Origin of the sequence: Nostoc sp. 'Lobaria pulmonaria (5183) cyanobiont' (assembly GCF_002949795.1) — a bacterium.
Lineage (GTDB): Bacteria > Cyanobacteriota > Cyanobacteriia > Cyanobacteriales > Nostocaceae > Nostoc.
In genome coordinates, this window is record NZ_CP026692.1 from 5,003,913 (window position 1) to 5,024,289 (window position 20,377).

The following is a 20,377-nucleotide window of genomic DNA, read 5'->3' on the forward strand; positions in this document are numbered from 1 at the left end:
AGCTCTGGTCTAAATTGTATCTGGATTAATATTTAACTCCCGCAGTTTTGCTGCTAAACGTTCAGCTTTTTGTTCTGCTTGTTCAGCTTTTTGTTCTGCTTGTTCTGCCTTTTGTTCTGCTTGTTCTGCCTTTTGTTCTGCTTCTTCTGACGTTTCTTCCGGTGTTGGTACTAGTTGCCCATCTCGTGTAAAAAACCGCAATAAACCTTCATAAACTCCCAAATATAACCCTAATTGCTGACTCCACAAATACCCTTGTTCACTTGCTTGTAGAGGTTGATATTCTCCATCTACTAAATGAAATCCTGCAAATTCTTGTGTGTAAGGGTCGAACCAAAAATAATCCAACGTGCGGAAAGTATTTTGATAAATTTCTTTTTTTAAACCTTTATCAATATTCGCTGTTGAGTCAGACAAAATTTCTAGAATTACATTCGGATATTTGCCATCTTCTTCCCACACTACCCAACTTTTACGGGTTTTACGTTCAGTTCCCAGCACTACAAAAAAGTCTGGCCCTCGGAAGTATTCTGATTTGCGTTGGCGTGGACTGTAGTAGATAGTCAGATTTCCCGCCGCATAGAAATCATTTCTGTCTCGCCACAGCCATTCCAGACATGTTAAAAGTAGGATTATTTGTCGTAAATGCAGTTCTGTTTCCAAAGGAGGTTCATCACTAAATAAATCACCAGGGGGAAATATAACATCTTGGCAGATGCCTTCTTGAGAATCTAATTCTTGAGCTATGGTCATAGAATGGATACGGCATCAAGTAGTTATGGATTGATTTTAGCAGTGTTATGGTTGGTGATCGCTACCCTTCCGAAATACCTTCGTGCTACACTGTAGTCAATATAAAACCTCTTCACAACTCCAATGAAATAGCTGAAATGAAGTAGTACCAAGCACCTGTTGCGCCCAAGCAATAAATGTCAACAAATAATAAACGCAGCTAGTTTGACAGGGTTACTTCACATAGTCATGCACTAAAAATATTGTCATCATTCCTATCTATATAGAACCGCTTGACGAGTATTTGCGGCTGAGTTCTTTTTGTGTCTAATCTACCCGTAGTTTTTGGATATACGCGGGTGGAATTTTGTGAATTGAGGTTTGAAAGGAATGCCGAAAAAATCAATATTGTTAGCTGAGAATTTAGCCTATGACCTCAGGGTAGATATAACTTTGTTTCAAGGAGTTCATGTGAATATTGAAGCAGGCGATCGCATCGCTTTAGTCGGTCGCAACGGGGTAGGAAAATCAACCTTATTAAAGATACTTGCAGGTAAAATCGACCCCAGCGTAGGTTCCACTTGGCGTAATGGTGTTGTCTTCTATTTGCCACAAATCAGTACTATCAGACAAGAAATTACAACATATTCAGGACTTAATTTTTTTATTTATATCTCTGATGAATGGTGGAAAATTGAGGAACTTTTGCAAACAAAACTTAGTACAAATCTTGACTTATCTCTATCAATTGCTAACTTGAGTGGTGGAGAACTAACAAAACTTTTTTTTGGCAATCGGTTTAGCTCAAGAACCAAAGCTACTACTACTTGATGAGCCAACAAATCACATGGATTTGCAAGCCTTAGAAAACTTAAAGCAGTTTCTTCAAGATTTTACAGGCGCTTTTGTAATTGTCTCGCATAAGCCTTTTTTCCTCGACCAAGTGACAGAGTTTACCTGGGAGCTTACACCTGTTGGAGTGAAAGTATATGGTGGTAATTTCTCACACTATCGAGAACAAAAGGAAATCGAGTTAGAGGTAGCATTGCGATCGCACGAAGTTGCCAGAAAGGAACTCAAACGTACCCAACTGACAGCTATGCAAGAACAGCAACGTGCAGCCCAATCTAGTCGCAACGGTCGGGCCAAGTTTCGGAATGGTAGTATTGATAGAATGGTAGCAGGGCTGATTAAAACCAAAGCTGAGGTGTCTACCGGAACAGCGAAAAAGAAACATGAAGCAGCAGTAGCAAAGGCTAATCAAAAGATTGAAGAAACGAAGGTCAAAACTACGAAAGTAACGAGTATTCAGCTAGAAGAAAAAAATCAAAAACGCAGAAATCTAATTAATATCCAGGGTGCAAATCTTAGGATATCAGAACGTCTATTGATTCAAAATATTCAACTGTATGTATCATCTGGCGATCGCATAGCCATTATCGGCGCAAACGGTTCTGGTAAATCGAGTTTGGTAAAGGCAATTTTGGGAAGGGAAAACCAAGCAGCGATTTTAGAATCAGGTGAAGTTTTGCTCACACCAGCCATGAAAGCTGTATATCTCGATCAAACCTATGAATTGGTAAATCGCCAATACACAATTCTGGAAAATATGCAAGCTGCCAATCCTCATCTTAGCTATCAGCTTTTGCGTCAACAACTAGGACACTTTCTGTTTAAATATGATGACGTTCCCAAAAACGCTTCCATACTGAGTGGAGGTGAATTGGCAAGATTAGCGATCGCTATGATCAGTATCTCAGAAATCGATCTACTGATTCTTGATGAGCCAACTAATAACCTGGATATTGAAACTGTTGAACAAATGGTAGTAGGTATCAATGATTACCAAGGAGCGCTTTGGGTAATTTCCCACGATATCGATTTCCTTAGCCGGATTAACATTACCCAAGGTTTCAAGTTGAGGGAACAAACTTTGCAAATGACAACTTATTTACCGAGTACACCAGAGCAATATTATCGAGAGTTGCTGGAATATCATAAATAAAGCGATCGCCTCATGTAAATTTCCAGCTCAACAACAGAAGCCGCAAAGCATACAGGCAAGTTATAATTCTCTTGCGGATCAACGTAACAAAAATTTATGAGTAACCCCATTGTGCAAGCCTTTTTCGTAGGCAGAGCAGTAGCTGAAGTAGTTAATGAGCGTTTAGAGGTCGCCTTGACCGATGCTTTGAGCGATCTGGGCAAATTTGATGCAGAAGCTAGAGAGCAGTTGCGCCAGTTTACAGAAGAAGTCCTAGAGCGGGCAAATCGGGCAACAGAAGCAGCTAATGCCAGTCAACCTACCACAGGTACTGGACAAGCCAGTTCTGATTCTGGTGACTTGCAAGCAGATATTGACGAATTACGAGCCGAAATTGCCCTATTACGAACAGAATTGCAACATTATCGCCGAGCTTCTGCATAAATTTTAGTCATTAGTCATTGGTCAAAAATTATGTACAAATGACAAATGACACTTAAGAAAGAATAGTTTAGGAATCAGAGTGTCTTTTCTTCCAAGTGATTCGGTCGCAAACCAACGGTAAACAAAGTATATGGAACAAGGTTATTCAGAGAAGGCATACCGTTGGAATCGGGAAAAATACTCTAGCAAACGGCGTTTTGTGGACATTTGGTCTTTTGTCTTGACCTTATTGTTCAAACTTTGGTTATACAACAAATCTTGGAGTTATCCAGGTGGTGTGACTGATGTAAAGCAAGCTGCAAGACGCAAAACCCAAGCAGTATGGATTCGCAATACTCTACTGGATTTAGGGCCAACCTTCATCAAAGTTGGGCAACTGTTTTCTACCCGTGCTGATATATTCCCTGGTGAATATGTAGAAGAACTAGCCAAGTTACAAGACAAAGTACCCGCATTTAGTTATGAGCAAGTAGAAGCGATCGTTGAGAAAGAACTAGGCAAGAAAATTCCTGAACTCTTTCATAGTTTTGAACCGATTCCCTTAGCTGCTGCTAGCTTGGGGCAAGTACACAAAGCTGTGCTACATACTGGGGAATCGGTTGTTGTCAAGGTGCAACGTCCTGGACTAAAGAAATTATTTGAAATAGATTTACAGATTCTCAAAGGAATTACCCGCTACTTTCAAAACCATCCCAAATGGGGACGGGGGCGAGATTGGTTGGGTATTTACGAAGAGTGTTGTCGCATTCTTTGGGAAGAAATTGATTATCTTAACGAAGGTCGTAACGCCGATACTTTTCGCCGGAACTTTCGCGGCTACGATTGGGTGAACGTCCCCAGAATATACTGGCGTTACGCTACTTCCAGAGTACTGACTTTAGAATATCTCCCTGGAATTAAAATTAGCCAATACGAAGCTTTAGAAGCAGCAGGTTTAGATCGAAAGGCGATCGCTCGTCAAGGCGCTCAAGCCTACTTACTACAATTACTCAATAGTGGCTTTTTTCACGCCGATCCTCACCCAGGCAATATAGCCGTTAGTGCAAACGGTGCTTTAATATTCTACGATTTCGGCATGATGGGGCGGATTAAGTCCAACGTCCGCGAAGGATTGATGCAAACACTGTTTGGCATTGCCCAAAAAGATGGCGATCGCGTTGTGCAGTCTCTCATCGATTTAGGTGCGATCGCCCCAACTGATGATATGGGCCCAGTACGGCGTTCCGTCCAGTATATGCTGGATCATTTTATGGATAAGCCCTTTGAGAACCAATCAGTTGCAGCAATCAGTGACGACCTTTACGAAATAGCTTATAATCAGCCATTTAGATTTCCAGCAACTTTCACTTTTGTGATGCGAGCCTTTTCTACTCTAGAAGGGGTAGGCAAAGGCTTAGATCCAGAGTTTAACTTTATGGAAGTTGCCAAACCGTATGCAATGCAACTTATGACCGATATGAATGGTTCTGAGGGTAATAGCTTTCTTAACGAATTAAGTCGCCAAGCAGCTCAGGTAAGTAGTACCGCCTTTGGTCTGCCACGTAGATTAGAGGATACACTGGAGAAGCTAGAGCAAGGAGATATGCGCTTGCGCGTTCGGTCTATAGAAACCGAACGCCTGCTGCGGCGACAGAGCAGTATTCAGCTCTCAATAAGCTATGCTCTGTTAATCAGCGGTTTCACGCTTTCAGCTACTATTTTAGTGGTTAAGGATTATCTATGGTTGGCACTGCTGCCTGGTTTAATTGCAGCGGCGCTTTCAGCGATCCTGATCCGATTACTTTTACGCCTCGACCGTTACGATCGTATGTATTAATTGCTGCAAAAAAAATTTATGAAACTCAATTTCACGGGTTTTAGCGATCCGGGACTTATTCGTTCTAATAATCAGGATGCTTACTATATAGACCCAGAAGGACGATTTTTTGTTGTTGCCGATGGCATGGGTGGTCATGCTGGAGGTGAGGAGGCAAGTAGAATTGCCACTGGAGAAATTCAGGCGTATTTGATAGCAAATTGGGAAACCTCTAAGTCTTCTCAAGAATTGCTAGAGCAAGCTTTGTGGGGTGCCAATAAAGCGATTTTGCAGGATCAGCAAAATCATCCCGAACGCGCCGATATGGGGACAACGGTTGTAGCAGTGATTTTTCGCTCTCCAGAGTCGCCTTGGTGCGCTCATGTTGGCGATTCACGGCTGTATCGCTTCCGAGAGTCGCACTTAGAACAGGTAACGGAAGACCATACTTGGGTAGCACGAGCAATCAAAATCGGTGACATCACCTTAGATGAAGCACGATTACATCCTTTTCGTCATGTATTATCGCGTTGTTTGGGGCGTGAAGACTTGCATCAAATTGATGTGCAACCACTAGATGTAAAAGTTGGCGATCGCTTGCTGTTATGTAGTGATGGTCTTACAGAAGAACTTGTTGAACAGAAGATTGCTAGCTGCCTTCAAAATAGTCCTTGGCTTGATAAAGCCGCCATCTCTCTTGTTGAGGCTGCCAAAGAGCATGGAGGGCACGATAACATTACAGTTGTTATCGTCTCACTCGAAGAAAATAGTCATTAGTCATTGGTCATTGATCATTAGTCATTAGTCATTAGTCGATGCTTAGTAACTTTAAACAAATGACAAAGGACAAAGGACAAACGACAAATCTGGTAAATATACTCAGTAATTTGTTCAGTGTGAGCATTTTTCCTTTTTACAATTTGATACAAATATTTTTAGCCTCTTAAATTACCTAAAGAGGCTAAATTTGTATAAATTGGGAAATTGACATCTTGCACGTAATAAGGTAAAGCGACTATAATACACGCTTATTACCATCAATTCCCCAACCTCCTTAAAATCTCCACCCTCCGAAGCTTCCTCCACCCTTGGGGAGACAGCATCTTAGGCTTTTAAACACAAAGACTAAGACGAGTTTTGCATAGCACCAGATATTCTCTTTAAAGGAGATTTGTGCAAAGCAGAAAGAATTTAGGGAAGTAGTTATACCTATCTGAGACCAAACAGAGCTTATTTTCCGGAATATGGTTCAGCTGACTTGGGTGGTATATCAGTAGGATTAGGTGCAAGATATCAGAGCAGAAAAAGTCCACAATTAGGATGTGGGCAATCTGTCAAACAATTGTTATCTTTCTTAATACGGAGGAACAAATGTTGGACAGTTACAAGTCAAAATATTATCCCATTTGGACTTCTGTGAGCGATATCATCTTTACGCGTTGTTTTTTCGGAGTTAATTAACTATGAACCAACCAATGAAACTATCCTTGGAACAGCAATTCAGCATCTGCTCATTCTCTACTCAGGTGCAAAATATGAGCCACGATCAAGCTAAAGACTTTTTAGTCAAGCTTTATGAGCAAATGGTCGTCCGTGAGGCAACTTATCAAGAACTTCTTAAGCATCAGTGGGGCTTAGATTCCGGTTCCACTATGGCATAGAGTTATTCTAATGTCGCAGTGGGCGACCTCCTTCTCTTGCTTGGTTCCAAGGAGGAAAAGAGCTGGGGATGTCGGGGCGTCAACTTCGATAAATAATTCCACAAGAGTGGCACAAAAGTTCAATTCCCGAAATTAACTAAGAATGACTAAACATTGTCTACGGCATATTTGCTGGGTCTAGACTTAACTCTAGCTAGCTTTGTAGGCTAAATCTGTTGTTTGCTTTAACCAAACTTCTTTTTTTTTCGTCTACTCTGAGAATCTTACCTGCATAAATTTACAATCTACTGGAATATTTGCACAGGTAGATACAGGTATATTCAGAGATAATTTGGATACCACTGCTTTAGCAGCTAGCGATTTCACTCTTTATACATATAACTAGAACTTACATCTTTATATATATTTTGTTTATAAAACGTTACATTATTTGAGTGACGACCTTTTATTTCCATATAAAACACGTAATATTAACAATCATGCCTAACTGGAAAGATCGTATGGAGAATCTGTATCAATACTTTCCAGTTTTGTTAGAATTTGAGGCTTAATCTTTTCGTACTCGTTTTTGAGTAAACTTTTACTGATTTGCGGTTCAGCAGAGGACATCAACGTATTGCTCATTCCGACCCACTCTTGTAGTCGTTGGCGCTGGGCAGAAGCGACGCTGGAAAGTAAGATGTGGGTACAAGGATTTGGTGCTTCTCGTGCAAAGAATAATAGGCGGTAATAACCTGTGTGCTGTAGTAACCGGGCAATTTCTTGACCAAGGCTGGTTTTGAGATCGAGGTAATAAGGTAACCATTTAGCACCATGCTTGCGGTTGTGGATTACAGTAATCCATAGCAGCATGGGATGGGGGATAGAGATGAACAGAAATTGGTTATAGCGGTTACAGAGTAAGCGTTTTTGAATTTCCTCTTGCGGTAGCATCACACACAACGCTGGTAAAACCTCCCCATTGATATGAATGGGCTGGGGAAACACAATATCGGCAATTGGTTTATTTTGAGGCCAGGAAATGGCACGAGCAATTTCATCGTTTGACCAAGATACCCGCAAATCGGCTTTGGTCTTTTGTTCAAACTCAGTGGTAGCTGTAGTAGTGGGAACTAGGGCATGGGCGGCTTGCTGAATTTTGCGTGTATGCTCAGGCTTTTCTAAAAATGCTAAAACTCTGAGGATTTCAGTAATACTTTGGGGGCGATCGCGTGCTACTTTGGCTAGACAACTCATCACTAAATTTTCGATTTCTTTTGGTAGTTCTAATCCCGGAGCAACCTCAGCAAAAGAACGTGGTTTTTGATAGTGATGTGTTTTATACCACGCACCAAAAGAGTGAGTTGGTGCCACCAGTGGCATTTTGCCTGTGAGCATCTCAAACATCATGACGCCCAAACTATAAATATCAGCACGGTTGTCTAATTCCTTACCCTCCATCTGTTCGGGAGAAGAATAAGCCAATGTCCCCAAATAAAATTTTGTATGATCGCCATCTGACTGTAATAACTTAGCAATACCAAAATCTAGAACCTTGACCAATTCTCCAAAACTGGGATCTTGAATCACCAGCATATTGCTTGGCTTAACATCACGATGGATAATTGGGCAAATAGTGCCATCAACCGGGATGCCATCATGGGCACACTGTAATCCCAGGCTGAGTTGACGCGCCATACTGAGAAATCTTGCTAAAGGCAATCGTTGCTTGCGAATAATATTGTTCAGGCTTTGTCCTTGTAAGTATTCCATGACGTAGAAGGGGATATTATTGTCATCTACCCCATAGTCCATAACTCGGACAATATGGATACTTTTTTGCCCTAGTAAAGCACAGGTTTTTGCTTCTCGCTCAAAGCGGTCTTGCAATCGCATCTTTTCATTTTGGATTGATAGAGCTAGAAACTTAACTGCAACAGGTACACCTCCCAACAATATATCTTTAGCACGATAAACCCGACCCATTGCTCCAGTACCGATTAACTCTTGGAGTTGGTAGCGTTTGCTGAGTAAGCGACCAATGTTGGGGTCTGACATAGAAAATTCGACTCTAAAAGCAGATTGTAAGTGTTTAGGAGGACAAGTGCATTCAAACTGATATCTGATTATTGCGCCTAGAAATGACTTTTTATGCTTTTACTGCAAGACAGAAATGGAAGTCAAAAGGTAAAAAGCTTATAAGCTAAGCTTTTGTGCGATTTCCAATAGTTGGTCCATTTACGCGGTGCTGTACTAGCTTTTTCAGTCCTCTTTCAGAAGATTGAAACCACGATCTGACCGTTTGCAACCAAGACGGTTATTGCAACTGGTGCAACATACCAAATCAAACAAGCATAAAGAGTAGATTTATGATGACGCTTTGTACCATTTTGCACTTTCATTGCGGTGTAGTTTTAGTTTGCCCAATTTTGACTAATGCGCTATCACTCTTGGTGTCTCCCCAACTCTTGGAGACGTTGCTTTGTGTTGGGAGAAGACGGCACTAGTTTGGCTACATGAAACTTTACCTGCCTTTGCAGGTTAACAAACCTTAAATTGACATTATTCCACGGAGCTAGACTTGAGTTTGTGTAATAGGGAATTATATTCGCCCAATACTTTTAAAACATTTTCTGATTACCTAACAATATTTTTAACATTCAAGGTCATTATTACTATGTAAAAATGCATTATTTATTGATAAACCTGTAATAGCCTAAAAGGTAGTTTTTTGTTTTTTCTGTCGGTTAGGATATATATCAAAACTTGATTTATTATTCATCACATAGTATTGAATTCGACGCTCAACGATCCCATAAAATCGGGACATAAAATCATAAAAAAAGCCCTGATTTTTCCTGATTTCTGTGAACGCTGTTAACAGGTTTCCTTGTTTTATAGGTTCTACAACTTTAAAATAAGCTAGATTTTTCTTAAAGACTGAAAGATTATAAGATAGAGCGCGCATTAGAGCAGGATTGGTTTTTACAACGTCTTGTTGCATGAAATATTTAGCAGCTTTGCAAGATTGATTTAGACGTGGTAATTGGCTTTGATATACAAGAGAACCGGGGCGTGAACGGTAGAAATAATAGGGTTTTGGTTCAATAAAAAACCTAGCTCCTTTAATTAAGCATTTCATATCAAGCCAAAAATCTTGACCCATCCTGATTTCATCATCGTACTCAATGCCGTGCTTAACCAGAAATTCTCGTTTGAATAGGGGTTTGCTTAAGCCAAGATGCAATCCTGCTTCCCCAAAGACATCAGTTTCTACAAAATAAACGATATCAATTTGGATAATTTTATCTATAAGTTCTCCACTTTCTTGAATCAATGTACTCCAAGGGGATGTTGCACCGTCTTTGATAAAATAAACATCATCAGCAATCATGTCTGCATTTATTTTATTTGCCAGAGACACAAGCTTTTCCAATCTTTCTGGAGCATACCAATCATCTGAATCAAGTACAGCAATCCATTCTCCTTGGGCTGCTCGAAAGGCGCGATTACGTGCAGCCGCTGCTCCAAGATTTTGCTGATTAACTATCACTTTAATACGTCGATCGGTGAAACTTTTAGCGACTTCTACAGTTTTATCACTTGAGCCATCATCGACTATGATAACTTCAATGTCAGTGAGTGTTTGCTCTAAGGCTGACTCTATTGCCTTCCCAATATAAGTTTCAGTATTGTAAGCAGGGATAATAACGGAGACTTTAGGATTCACGAAACTGAACTCCTGATTACACGATTAGGTAAAATACTAAAATCCTGATAATAATTTGATCGTTTCTTTATTACTATACAACTCAGTAGCTCAGTGAGAATAAACGATGAGTGGTTAAATTTGGGCAGGAGATATTAGGCGTTGGGAAACCAGTGGGTTGCCAGAGTTTTTTGAACGGCGGTTTTTGGCTTAGAAGAACAGCAAAGCGGTGAGACAGCGCTGCTTTTAAGCTGACTGGCGCTCTAGGCTAGCTTCCATTGTGTTAGTTAAAAAATGACCAGCTAAAATACCACTACTAAGGTAATATGTATCTTGCGAAATCCGGTGTAGGGTTTCAAAGCCACTACGACGCTGACGATCGCCTAGTACCCAGTAACGCTGTACGATAGTATCAAGACCAATCCAGCCTTCGCCTTCAACTTGCCCCAAAATATTATGTTGTAGTAAAAAAGTATACTGACGCTCTCCATCATGCAACCGCCCCTTATATTGCAGAGAGATTTCGGAGCGATCGCTACCTGGGAATATCAGTTTTGTGGCCATAGTGAACCAGTTATCTCGATTCCAAGCTACCAAGGTCATACCCTTGACACTAATTGGCATACCATTGCGTTCCAGCCAATTTCCTTCCATTGCCCAGCGTCCTGGTTCCAATAAAAAAGTATGAGCCACCTTTTATTTCCTGTGTTGCTCGAGTGCCGCCAAGACTATAGTTATAGCAGTGCTAAGTTGCCAGTGCTGAGTTACGAGTGAGAATGAAGAAATTTTTTATCTTGTTTATTGTTCTTGACTCAGGACTGACGTTGGTGAATTTCTCCCAAAAGTACTTCTTGAGGTGCACCTGTAGCAGTAGGTAGGTTGCCAGGAATACCCAAATGTCGCCAGTAGGCTAAAACTGCAAAAGCGATCGCTTCTTTAAAATCTGCACTCAAGCCGACTTCATCTGTAGTCCAGACTGGTATTGATTCCAACCACAACTGTAATCTTTGTTTCAAATAGAGATTGCGACTACCACCACCACATAATAGTACTCGTTGTGGCATTTCTGGCAAAAAAGTGCGGTAACTATGAAAAATTGAAGCAGCTGTAAGTTCTGTGAGAGTTGCCAGAATCTCAGCAGGATTTAGTTGGTATGCTTGAGCATCTTTTAAACACTGATGTAGGTAAGTCACACCAAATAACTCGCGTCCTGTAGATTTTGGTGGCGGTAGATGAAAGTAGTCTTGGTTGAGCCATTGTTCTACTAAAGGATGGCAAGGAATACCACTCGCAGCCCAATTGCCATCTTGATCATAAGTTTTAGCACCAGCGCTTAAATGCTCTACCGCTAGATCTAACAGACTATTTCCTGGGCCAGTATCCCAAGCGCGAATTTTTGAGAGCCAGTCTCCATGCCGAGGCGGAATATAAGCAACATTGCCAATACCACCAATATTTTGAATACAACGCCCCTCCTGGGGATGACTGAGTAAATAAGCATCGATTCTGGGCACGAGAGGCGCACCATGACCACCTATAGCAATATCAGCAACGCGGAAGTTGCTCACAGTTGCAATGTTCGTAAGATGGGCAATCAATGCACCGCGTCCCAGTTGAAGACTATAACCCAAGGGAGTACCCAGTGCTGTTAGCGAATAGCTAGGGTTTAGCCCGTGGGTAGTGAGCATTTCTCTCACCCTGCTCCCCTGCTCCCCTGCTCCCTCTTTGGGTGGTCGATGATAAACTGTCTGACCGTGGGAGCCAATGAGAGTGGCTGGCTGATGACCAATTTGAATATTTTGGGCGGCTTGGGCAAAGACTTGAGCGATCGCATCATCTATTTCTGCTAATTCTGCCATTGAGATGGCAACGCCTGCACCAATTGCTAATATTCTTTCTCTGAGTTCGGCTGGATAAGGATATGTTGCCCCGGCTAGCAACTCAACTTTGAGATCCAATTCTGTGCCGGAAATCTCTACCAACGCAGCGTCTATGCCATCTACGGATGTGCCACTAATTAAACCAATAACGCGAGTAGGGACAACAGCTTTTTCAGTTGGATGCATCGATTGAGATTCTTTTGTTGATTGCAAGAGTTTAGTTTAATTCATGTTACTAGCTATGTCAAAACACTCAGGTTGCATAGTTGACTACAGAAGGAAAAGTAAATAGAGCAAGGCAAGAAGATCAAAACCAATAGTAATGACTGCGAATCTATTTCTATTTATCAGCAAACAAAGAATTTCATATAGTTTTGTTTGTTATCTTGATTGTTCCTTAATCAGGACAACATCCGAAGATACAAATTCTTGATATATACGAGCTAACTTTACAACTTTTTTATCTTCAGATAAAGAACAGATACTCTCTCCAATTTCTCAGTAAGTGAAACTACTTATTTATGTTCAAAAATTAAGCAAGTGCTTTACTAGATATAGCAATTTTTCAGTAAATATAAATCCAGTATTTTTATCCTATTCCTTTTGATAAAAGACATTACATAATGAACTCAAATCGCACAGCGAATTTTTCAACAATTAAAAATACAGAATCTCAAAAGTATGTCTCTTACAAAAATTGCTTGTATCGCGGCTCTATCTCTATCTGCAATCTCCTCATTTATCTATGCAGGTTCTGCCCAGGCTATTTCCTTCAAAGTAACCACTGGCATTGCAGGCCCTAATGGAGAAACTGATCAAGGTGCTTTTTCTGAGTTTACTCAGCTTGCCGGTACGACAACTGTTAACTTCAATAATGGTCAAGCACCAACCACTGGTTTTGCTAAATACTCATTTGAGAACAACAGTGGAAGCAGCAGTGTAAGGTCGGATGTATGGGCACCTGCCGGGGCAAATGGTGAGGTCAATAATGGTAAGTATTTGGCAGTTTTCAACGGCGATCAAGTCACAATGAAACTTGCAAGTTCCCTCAATTATTTCGGTATTGACTGGGGAGCTATTAGTTCTGGTAACGTTTTTTCCTTCTATAATGGCGATACTCTGATCAAATCATTTACAACTGAGAATGTGAACCCAGTTGCTCCAATTCATGCGTCACAGCATGGCGGTGAAGGAAATGGCTACCTTCACTTCTACTCAGATAGTAGCAACGATATTTTCAACAAGATTGTCATTACTCAAGCAGGTGGTGGTGGATTTGAAAGCGACAACCATTCTTTCCATATAGGGACTGACAAATTTACAGGTTTTGATCCTAAGTCTGTTCCTGAGCCTAGTATTACATTAGGTATGTTGGCTGTGGGTGGTATGTTTCTACGCAAGCGCAAGAACGAGAAGTTGCAAAGTGTAAGGCAATCTCATTAAATATATCAATCTTAGCTCAGTAAGATTTTCCTGATTTTCTCTACACTCTACCCTTAGCCTGTATAAGGATTTCAAAACTAAGTTAATATTAAATACAAATTAGGGTGAGCTTACTTAGGTAAACTCGCCCTAATCCTTTTGCTATTTACGATCGATGCTACGCATAGCAAGCTATAGAAAAATTTTCTTTTTCTATACTCAATAACTGCTTAGAGCTTAACCGAACTGGATTAAGAGTGAACTGTAATTGTGACTCCTAACTCCTAAACCCTCCTATAGGTTGTTGTATGAATAAAATATACATGGATTAGTTTAGATATAATAATGACTCATTCTTTGTTGTCCTAACTGGAGAAATTAATGGGTCGCGCCAAAAAGGTTGTCCTGGCATATTCTGGCGGAGTGGATACCTCAGTTTGCATCCCCTACCTCAAGCAGGAGTGGGGTGTGGAAGAGATAATTACCCTAGCAGCAGATTTAGGTCAGGGAGATGAATTAGAGCCAATCAGAGAAAAAGCTCTGAAATCGGGTGCAAGTGAATCCCTAGTGGCGGATGTCAAAGACAGCTTCGTTAAAGATTACGCCTTTGGAGCGATTCAAGCCAACGCCATTTATGAAAATCGTTATCCTCTAGGAACCGCCCTGGCTCGTCCACTGATTGCCAAAATATTAGTAGAAACAGCCGAAAAGTATGGTGCTGATGCGATCGCTCACGGTTGCACCGGCAAAGGCAACGATCAGGTTCGCTTTGATGTCTCTGTAACCGCCTTAAACCCAAACTTGAAGATCCTCGCACCAGCCAGAGAATGGGGAATGAGTCGTGAGGAAACGATCGCTTATGGGGAAAAGTTTGGTATTCCCTCACCAGTCAAAAAATCTTCTCCCTATAGTATTGACAAGAATTTGCTTGGTCGTAGTATTGAAGCTGGTTTACTCGAAGATCCATCATTTGAGCCACCAGAAGAAATTTATGAGATGACCAAAGCGATCGCTCACACTCCCAACGAGCCAGAGTACATCGAAATTGGTTTCCAGGGTGGTGTTCCCACAACCCTCAACGGTATAGCCAAAAAGCCAGTTGAGCTAATTGAAGAACTCAATCAGGCGGTAGGAAATCATGGCATCGGAAGGATCGATATGATTGAAAACCGTCTGGTGGGAATCAAATCGCGGGAAATCTACGAATCACCCGCGATGTTGGTGCTAATTCAGGCACATAGAGATTTAGAAAGCTTGACCTTAACGGCAGATGTTACCCATTACAAGCGTGGGATTGAAGAAACTTACAGCCAAATTGTTTACAACGGTTTGTGGTACAGTCCACTCAAAGTTGCACTCGATGCCTTTATTCAAAAGACACAAGAGCGAGTCTCTGGAACTGTGCGAGTGAAGTTGTTCAAGGGCAACTCTACGATAGTTGGGCGTTCTAGCGATAATTCTCTCTATACTCCCGATTTGGCAACATACGGAGCTGAAGACAAATTTGACCACAAAGCCGCTGAAGGCTTTATCTACGTTTGGGGACTACCGACTCGCATTTGGTCAAAGCAGATTAGGGGTTAAGAGTTTAAGAGTTAAGAGTTAGGAGTAAGGAGTTAAAAAAGCAAAATACAAAAGTAAAAGTTAAAAAATTCACTTTTTACTTTACTCCTCACTCCTCACTGCACTAGTTTTTATGCTTGACTTACTCTTCTGCTGCACCTTTAACCTGGCGAGACTCCAGCCACAGGGGCACAAAAATTAAGGCAGCGAGGATTAATAACGCTGCGATCGCAAATTGACCCACCCAAGCAACCAATTGTTCTAAAGAGACTATTTTGCCAGCAAAAAAAGCTAATGTCACCATCAAGCTAGCCCAAGCAACTGCTCCTAACAAGTTGTATAAAAAGAATTTTCCAAAGGGCATTTCAGCTATACCAGCTAGTGGTGCAGCAAAAACTCGTAACAATGCCAAAAAACGTCCAAAAAACACCGCTTTAGCAGCATTTTGACTAAATTGATCTTTAATACTCAGCAAGCGCACTTCAGAAATCCGAAATATGCCACCAACTTTTACCAGAAAAGCCCAACCGCTAACTCTACCAATCCAATAGCCACAAGTGCCACCAATGGCAGCACCCATGATTGCGTCACCGAGAACCAACCAGAAATTTAGTTCATCGCTGCCAGCTAAAAACCCGCCCACTAAGGTCACGGTTTCACCAGGAAGGGGAATGCCTAAATTTTCTAGCAAAATTCCGAAAAAGATTGCCCAATACCCGTAATTATGAGCAACTTCCTGGATATTTTCTAGTGAAATCAGCTCTAAAGACATTCCGCACCGCCGTCTTTACAAATTTTTACTTTTACTATATTCTTGCTTGTTTTTGGGTGGGGTGTCAATCCAACTAATACATAGAGTCATTAAGTCATTAGTTTAATACTGAATAATTCATAGCTTCTAGTCTATGGTAACTGTTAACTTTTGAATATTTTTGGAATACATACCATATGTTCATAATTTATTGAAAAAAGATTAAAAATTTTATAGAAAATTTATAAATATCCGTTGAGATTGTGAAAATCTTGTAAAAGATACGGTTGATACCGAAATTGTTAGGCGTTTATGCCTATATTGATGAAAGTTATCACAAATTATACGACATGAATACTGAAATAATTTCTTTCAACTGTAGGACTGCAATTGCCCAAATATCTGGGTAAAACAGTCATTTCGTTGTTGAAAGAGAAGAAGTATTGATGTCTTTTTCGATTTTTTGTCAAGTGTTCCAATTATCCTGTTAAATTCATGGCTCTCACACAAGAACTTCAAGTGATTTTGTTTAAACCCCAAGGAAGCATAGATTTGGAAGGCGGTAAGGCTTTGAGCGAACAGATGGCTGGAGTAGTCCCTCAAGCTTATCAGCTCTGGGTTATCGACCTAGCAGAAGTTAACTTCATGGACAGCTCTGGGTTAGTTCCTTTAGTAAAAGGGTTAAAAGCTGCACGTCAAAGTGGTTGCCGCTTGGTTCTATGCAACGTACAAGCTCCTGTACGGTTGATTTTGGAACTTACCCAACTCGATACAGTGTTTGAAATTTTTCACACTTACCAAGATATTTTTACCAACCTTAAAGATAACAGTCTGATGCTAGCTGACTAACTAATAAATCTACCTAAAGAAGGATGGCGGAGTCAAGCAATATTTGCATTTTTTCACATTCTCTTAAGATAATAGTCTGGTGCTAGCAGGTCGATCTTCTTTCTTGTCTAGATAAGAATGTTGACGGAAACTCATGGCTTTGAGCTAGGTAGTATAAATTACAAGTGAATAAATCTGCTTATTGGAAGTCATCTACCTAAAGCAGTAAAGTTCAGAAATGACTAGAATTGGTCAAAGCAAATGCAACTGTTTGTGACACTCCCCAGCCTTTTAAAGACAGGGTTTTTCAAATTACTCTAAGCTAATTGTTTTATATGGGGCGTAACTAGTGAAAGCAAGCAGGAGGTAAGAAGGGTTAGAATATCAGCGTTTACGTTACTTTCTAGCTCTATAGTTATTTTTGCCTCGATCTACTACTTGGATGCCTCCAAGATGCTTTGATGCACCAATTTCTTACCTCTTAGATTCCACCATAATGATAATTTTAGGCATTCTGGTGAGTCGAAATATTAGTTTGTTCGGATGCTGGGCGGGAAAAATTTGGTAAATCAATACCGCTATGACTAGCATTGCGAGTTTTTAGTGCTAAACGGTAACTCACGCTTTGCAGTTCTGCTTGCAGTTGGCGGTTTTCCCGTTGTAGCATTGCTACCTTTTCTCTCACTGGCGTCATCCGCTCTTCAAACTTCCGACGGTAAATTTGAGGCAACTCTTGTACTACTTGCTCCAACATCCGAGTGCGATCGGTAAGTTCTTGAACTGACTGTCGCAATTGGGAAATTTCAGAGTCACGAGTTGTAATTTGCTCTTGGTAGAACGCCACCTGCTGTTCCACAGCTTGAAGTTGTTCTTGTAAAGCGTGTAACTGGGTCAGATCGCGCTCAACTTCCGGCTGCTGGGGCATAAAACTAGTGTTACCCTTTAGCAGCCGGAAAAGTTCTTGAGATAGTTGTTGCACTAATTGATCGCGAAGTTGCAACTCCTGGCGTAGCTGCGATACTTCCGTCGAGAGAACTTGAATATTAGGTGTATCAGATTGGCTCACAGTAGCTTAAAGCTCCCATTTATAATCTTGTCCACTCTTAGGTATAACTGCGGGAGTACTACCTTTGGCAAGTATTTGTTAATTTAGCATTCCCAAACAAGTCACGAAAAAAGAAAAAGACAAAATTTTATTGAATGGGAGTGGGGATTGGACTATTCACTTTCTTTCCTAGTCTCTAGTTACTAGTTCCTAGTCCCCAGTCCTCAGTCTCTTAGACTGTTGCAGCTGTTGCAGCTACTTTAGTGGGCTTTTCCTTTTCCTCTTTAGGGGGTTTTTCTTCTTCAATGTCCTGCTTAATTGTCAAATAACGAATCACTTCTTCACTTAAGCGCATGGCGCGTTCAAAGGGGGCGATCGCAGTTGCAGGCGCGCTGTAGTTTAACTGGATGTAGATGCCATCCCGGTGTTTTTTGATTTCGTAAGCCAGACGGCGCTTACCACGATTTTGAATTTGGATCTCCTGGGCGCCTTGATCGCGAAGCAAATTCTGATATTTAGTAACTGCTTGCTCTACCTGTTCCTCCCCCAGGTCAGGACGGAGGATGTACATTGTTTCGTAATTTGTAGTCATATTTTTCAGTTTCCTCATGGACAAAAGTGGCTGCTGATATTAATTTATACCTAACTGTTATTTAAAATGCCAGTATTAATCAACATCTGAAGCAACAAGGAACTATAATCTTACCAGTTTTCGATTTGAATCATTAGCCAAATCGCCGAAGTTTGGATTTTTTGGATGTCCCTAATGAAAACTAGGTTGGGAGGCAAGCCTGATATTTCTTTAACAAGATCGATCGAGCTATTAGCTTCGCTAAGGGGTATCTTTCTTTAAGGGCATCTATAGCGATCGCTTTTTTGCTCAAGGCTGAATCGGTTCGCTAAACAGCTAACTGACGATTGCGTCCTGCTCACAGCTTCTAATCGCAGATAAAAGGATATTCATCAAGGTTATGGCGCAGCGCTACGTGCGAATTCAAAATCCAGAAGGACAAATTTACTATGGGTTACTACAGCTATCCCTGAATGTGCAGGTGCTAGATGCTCCACCCTGGTTACAAGGACAACCCACTGATTTAACTTTGACACCAGAAAATTACCAAATTCTGGCTCCCTGCGCTCCCTCAAAAATTGTGGCGGTGGGTAAGAATTATGCAGATCATGCAGCCGAAATGGGAACTCCAGTACCTTCTGAGCCACTAATCTTTCTTAAGCCACCTACGTCAATCATTCCATCCGAGAGGGAAATTAAGTATCCTCCCCAGTCACAAAGAGTTGACTATGAAGGAGAGTTAGCTCTAGTGATTGGCGATTACGCCTTTGAATGTACACCAGAGGTAGCCCAAACCAAAATTTGGGGCTACACCATCGCCAATGACGTAACAGCGCGGGATTTACAAAAACAGGATGGTCAATGGACGCGAGCCAAAGGTTTTGATACTTTCTGTCCCTTGGGTCCTTGGATTGTACGGGAATTAAATCCAGGAGCGAGATTGCAGACTTTTGTAAATGACGACGCTAATCCAGTTCAATCTACCTGTATCGATCGGATGGTGTTTTCCCCCGATGTTTTAGTTTCCTATATCAGTCAGGTGATGACGCTACTACCTGGTGATTTGGTGCTTACAGGTACACCGGAGGGTGTAAGTGCTTTGCATCCAGGCGATCGCGTCTGCGTAGAAATTGAAGGTATCGGTCGCCTGGAAAACACCGTAGCGACCCGTTAACTTCTAACGCACTTGCATATACACTGCATCGGAAATCGCTGGAATTTCTGCATAACGTCCGCTTACAGACTGGATGACTGAATATGCGACTGCTCCCACTATGCCGATAAAAATGGTTGTGGATAGGGTTTGGATTGCAAAACCACCAGAGGGAACTAGTCCCACAACATCAGTTAGGATGCTAAACAAAAAGATAATAATGTCCAAAAGGATTGCTTGCATAGTGTTGAAACGAATAAAGTGACTAATTTTTTCGTTTCTTACTACCAGCAAAAATAAAGCAAAGAAAATAATCATTCCTGCATAACGCACACCGTAGTAAATTCTCAATAATGGCAGAAGCGGTAGAAACAGTAGTTGTAATGGTGGAAACTCTGAGAGCAAATATCTACCAAATACAAAAACTTCAATTAGAGGAAGCAAATAAGGCAAGGAAGCAAAAATTCGATCTGAAACCGTTGTAGACCCGCGCCAAGACATTATGCGTTCTCCTGTCGTTAAATTTTAATAGTTACTTGAGCTTAGGATAACGCAGTTGCTTGGTCTTGCTGAGAAATTCAACTATTCTATATGGGCGATGCGAAAGCCCATCATACATTCATATTGGTCTGGCTGCTGTTGAGTAAGTTTGCGAATGGCTTGACCACAGCGCAGTTGACCCCCACGCCAACGGGGTTGACCGCTCCCGTCAGCGAGTAAACAAGACTGGCAAACTTGCTCAGGGGCAAGGATTTGCTCGTCCATTAAAATGACTAGCATCGAATCCCTCCTGTAAATCCTCATTGTCAACCCACATTTCACTCAAGGGAGGACGTGTTTTGTAGCGGTTCAAAAAGCCA

The 20,377-nt window shown here is 41.2% G+C and carries 20 protein-coding genes; 10 read left to right on the forward strand and 10 right to left on the reverse strand.

Annotated elements, in window-relative coordinates; translation table 11 throughout:
• Positions 1-9: 9 nt before the first annotated feature.
• A complete protein-coding gene (locus tag NLP_RS22075; protein WP_104908237.1) occupies positions 10-753 on the reverse strand; it encodes a Uma2 family endonuclease in 744 nt (247 codons plus the stop codon).
• Between the two features lie 369 nt (positions 754-1,122).
• On the opposite strand from NLP_RS22075, the gene NLP_RS35865 reads away from it, so the two are divergent.
• The 6 genes from NLP_RS35865 (at position 1,123) to NLP_RS22105 (ending at position 6,616) form a co-directional block, all read left to right on the forward strand.
• Positions 1,123-1,563 carry an ATP-binding cassette domain-containing protein gene (locus tag NLP_RS35865; RefSeq protein WP_104908238.1) on the forward strand — a complete coding sequence of 147 codons (441 nt, stop codon included), beginning with the start codon at positions 1,123-1,125 and terminating at the stop codon, positions 1,561-1,563.
• Positions 1,520-2,737, forward strand: a complete 1,218-nt coding sequence (locus NLP_RS22085) for an ATP-binding cassette domain-containing protein (RefSeq protein WP_104908239.1) — start codon at positions 1,520-1,522, stop codon at positions 2,735-2,737. The genes NLP_RS35865 and NLP_RS22085 overlap by 44 nt, the downstream gene beginning before the upstream one ends.
• A 96-nt stretch (positions 2,738-2,833) precedes the next feature.
• Positions 2,834-3,160 carry a DUF6825 family protein gene (locus tag NLP_RS22090; RefSeq protein ID WP_104908240.1) on the forward strand — a complete coding sequence of 109 codons (327 nt, stop codon included), beginning with the start codon at positions 2,834-2,836 and terminating at the stop codon, positions 3,158-3,160.
• Between the two features lie 130 nt (positions 3,161-3,290).
• Complete coding sequence (locus NLP_RS22095) at positions 3,291-4,976, forward strand: ABC1 kinase family protein (protein ID WP_104908241.1); 1,686 nt, start codon at positions 3,291-3,293, stop codon at positions 4,974-4,976.
• 18 nt (positions 4,977-4,994) lie between these two features.
• A complete protein-coding gene (locus tag NLP_RS22100) occupies positions 4,995-5,732 on the forward strand; it encodes a Stp1/IreP family PP2C-type Ser/Thr phosphatase (protein ID WP_104908242.1) in 738 nt (245 codons plus the stop codon).
• A gap of 686 nt (positions 5,733-6,418) precedes the next feature.
• Positions 6,419-6,616 carry an NblA/ycf18 family protein gene (locus tag NLP_RS22105; protein WP_104908243.1) on the forward strand — a complete coding sequence of 66 codons (198 nt, stop codon included), beginning with the start codon at positions 6,419-6,421 and terminating at the stop codon, positions 6,614-6,616.
• Positions 6,617-7,099: 483 nt separating this feature from the next.
• On the opposite strand, the gene NLP_RS22110 is transcribed toward NLP_RS22105, so the two are convergent.
• From NLP_RS22110 to NLP_RS22125, 4 genes are all read right to left on the reverse strand, one after another.
• Complete coding sequence (locus NLP_RS22110; RefSeq protein WP_104908244.1) at positions 7,100-8,653, reverse strand: serine/threonine-protein kinase; 1,554 nt, start codon at positions 8,651-8,653, stop codon at positions 7,100-7,102.
• A 658-nt stretch (positions 8,654-9,311) separates the two neighbouring features.
• The gene (locus NLP_RS22115) at positions 9,312-10,325 is read right to left on the reverse strand and encodes a glycosyltransferase family 2 protein (RefSeq protein WP_104908245.1); all 1,014 of its coding nucleotides are present in this window, start codon (positions 10,323-10,325) and stop codon (positions 9,312-9,314) included.
• Between the two features lie 225 nt (positions 10,326-10,550).
• Positions 10,551-10,997: a hypothetical protein gene (locus NLP_RS22120; RefSeq protein ID WP_094348018.1), complete on the reverse strand. Its 447-nt coding sequence runs from the start codon at positions 10,995-10,997 to the stop codon at positions 10,551-10,553.
• Positions 10,998-11,116: 119 nt separating this feature from the next.
• On the reverse strand, positions 11,117-12,370 hold the full coding sequence (locus NLP_RS22125; protein WP_104908246.1) for an anhydro-N-acetylmuramic acid kinase: 1,254 nt from the start codon (positions 12,368-12,370) through the stop codon (positions 11,117-11,119).
• Positions 12,371-12,865: 495 nt separating this feature from the next.
• On the opposite strand from NLP_RS22125, the gene NLP_RS22130 reads away from it, so the two are divergent.
• The gene (locus tag NLP_RS22130; protein ID WP_104908247.1) at positions 12,866-13,627 is read left to right on the forward strand and encodes an Npun_F0296 family exosortase-dependent surface protein; all 762 of its coding nucleotides are present in this window, start codon (positions 12,866-12,868) and stop codon (positions 13,625-13,627) included.
• Positions 13,628-13,987: 360 nt separating this feature from the next.
• Entirely contained in the window at positions 13,988-15,190 is a 1,203-nt protein-coding gene (locus NLP_RS22135; protein WP_104908248.1) for an argininosuccinate synthase, read from the forward strand.
• 121 nt (positions 15,191-15,311) lie between these two features.
• On the opposite strand, the gene NLP_RS22140 is transcribed toward NLP_RS22135, so the two are convergent.
• Positions 15,312-15,941, reverse strand: a complete 630-nt coding sequence (locus NLP_RS22140) for a DedA family protein (protein WP_104908249.1) — start codon at positions 15,939-15,941, stop codon at positions 15,312-15,314.
• 474 nt (positions 15,942-16,415) lie between these two features.
• Here NLP_RS22140 and NLP_RS22145 point away from each other — a divergent pair, with 474 nt between their 5' ends.
• Positions 16,416-16,769 carry an STAS domain-containing protein gene (locus tag NLP_RS22145; protein ID WP_104908250.1) on the forward strand — a complete coding sequence of 118 codons (354 nt, stop codon included), beginning with the start codon at positions 16,416-16,418 and terminating at the stop codon, positions 16,767-16,769.
• 484 nt (positions 16,770-17,253) lie between these two features.
• On the opposite strand, the gene NLP_RS22150 is transcribed toward NLP_RS22145, so the two are convergent.
• Together NLP_RS22150 and rpsF are read right to left on the reverse strand one after the other, a co-directional pair.
• Positions 17,254-17,814, reverse strand: coding sequence for an Npun_F5560 family protein (locus NLP_RS22150; RefSeq protein ID WP_104908251.1), 561 nt, complete (start codon positions 17,812-17,814; stop codon positions 17,254-17,256).
• A gap of 211 nt (positions 17,815-18,025) precedes the next feature.
• Positions 18,026-18,385, reverse strand: a complete 360-nt coding sequence (gene rpsF / locus NLP_RS22155; RefSeq protein ID WP_104908252.1) for a 30S ribosomal protein S6 — start codon at positions 18,383-18,385, stop codon at positions 18,026-18,028.
• A 379-nt stretch (positions 18,386-18,764) separates the two neighbouring features.
• On the opposite strand from rpsF, the gene NLP_RS22160 reads away from it, so the two are divergent.
• Positions 18,765-19,538, forward strand: coding sequence for a fumarylacetoacetate hydrolase family protein (locus tag NLP_RS22160; protein ID WP_104908253.1), 774 nt, complete (start codon positions 18,765-18,767; stop codon positions 19,536-19,538).
• A 3-nt stretch (positions 19,539-19,541) separates the two neighbouring features.
• Here the strand turns inward: NLP_RS22160 and NLP_RS22165 are convergent, their stop codons facing one another.
• Both NLP_RS22165 and NLP_RS22170 read right to left on the reverse strand, forming a co-directional pair.
• Positions 19,542-20,018, reverse strand: coding sequence for a Tic20 family protein (locus NLP_RS22165; protein ID WP_094348027.1), 477 nt, complete (start codon positions 20,016-20,018; stop codon positions 19,542-19,544).
• A gap of 81 nt (positions 20,019-20,099) precedes the next feature.
• Positions 20,100-20,297, reverse strand: coding sequence for a hypothetical protein (locus NLP_RS22170; RefSeq protein WP_094348028.1), 198 nt, complete (start codon positions 20,295-20,297; stop codon positions 20,100-20,102).
• Positions 20,298-20,377 lie beyond the last annotated feature (80 nt).

Bases quoted from the DNA above. Each gene is read 5' to 3' on its own strand.
- NLP_RS22075 (WP_104908237.1), bottom strand. From the start codon at position 753: ATGACCATAGCTCAAGAATTAGATTCTCAAGAAGGCATCTGCCAAGAT.
- NLP_RS35865 (WP_104908238.1), top strand. From the start codon at position 1,123: ATGCCGAAAAAATCAATATTGTTAGCTGAGAATTTAGCCTATGACCTC.
- NLP_RS22090 (WP_104908240.1), top strand. From the start codon at position 2,834: ATGAGTAACCCCATTGTGCAAGCCTTTTTCGTAGGCAGAGCAGTAGCT.
- NLP_RS22095 (WP_104908241.1), top strand. From the start codon at position 3,291: ATGGAACAAGGTTATTCAGAGAAGGCATACCGTTGGAATCGGGAAAAA.
- NLP_RS22100 (WP_104908242.1), top strand. From the start codon at position 4,995: ATGAAACTCAATTTCACGGGTTTTAGCGATCCGGGACTTATTCGTTCT.
- NLP_RS22105 (WP_104908243.1), top strand. From the start codon at position 6,419: ATGAACCAACCAATGAAACTATCCTTGGAACAGCAATTCAGCATCTGC.
- NLP_RS22110 (WP_104908244.1), bottom strand. From the start codon at position 8,653: ATGTCAGACCCCAACATTGGTCGCTTACTCAGCAAACGCTACCAACTC.
- NLP_RS22125 (WP_104908246.1), bottom strand. From the start codon at position 12,370: ATGCATCCAACTGAAAAAGCTGTTGTCCCTACTCGCGTTATTGGTTTA.
- NLP_RS22130 (WP_104908247.1), top strand. From the start codon at position 12,866: ATGTCTCTTACAAAAATTGCTTGTATCGCGGCTCTATCTCTATCTGCA.
- NLP_RS22135 (WP_104908248.1), top strand. From the start codon at position 13,988: ATGGGTCGCGCCAAAAAGGTTGTCCTGGCATATTCTGGCGGAGTGGAT.
- NLP_RS22140 (WP_104908249.1), bottom strand. From the start codon at position 15,941: ATGTCTTTAGAGCTGATTTCACTAGAAAATATCCAGGAAGTTGCTCAT.
- NLP_RS22145 (WP_104908250.1), top strand. From the start codon at position 16,416: ATGGCTCTCACACAAGAACTTCAAGTGATTTTGTTTAAACCCCAAGGA.
- rpsF (WP_104908252.1), bottom strand. From the start codon at position 18,385: ATGACTACAAATTACGAAACAATGTACATCCTCCGTCCTGACCTGGGG.
- NLP_RS22160 (WP_104908253.1), top strand. From the start codon at position 18,765: ATGGCGCAGCGCTACGTGCGAATTCAAAATCCAGAAGGACAAATTTAC.
- NLP_RS22165 (WP_094348027.1), bottom strand. From the start codon at position 20,018: ATGTCTTGGCGCGGGTCTACAACGGTTTCAGATCGAATTTTTGCTTCC.
- NLP_RS22170 (WP_094348028.1), bottom strand. From the start codon at position 20,297: ATGCTAGTCATTTTAATGGACGAGCAAATCCTTGCCCCTGAGCAAGTT.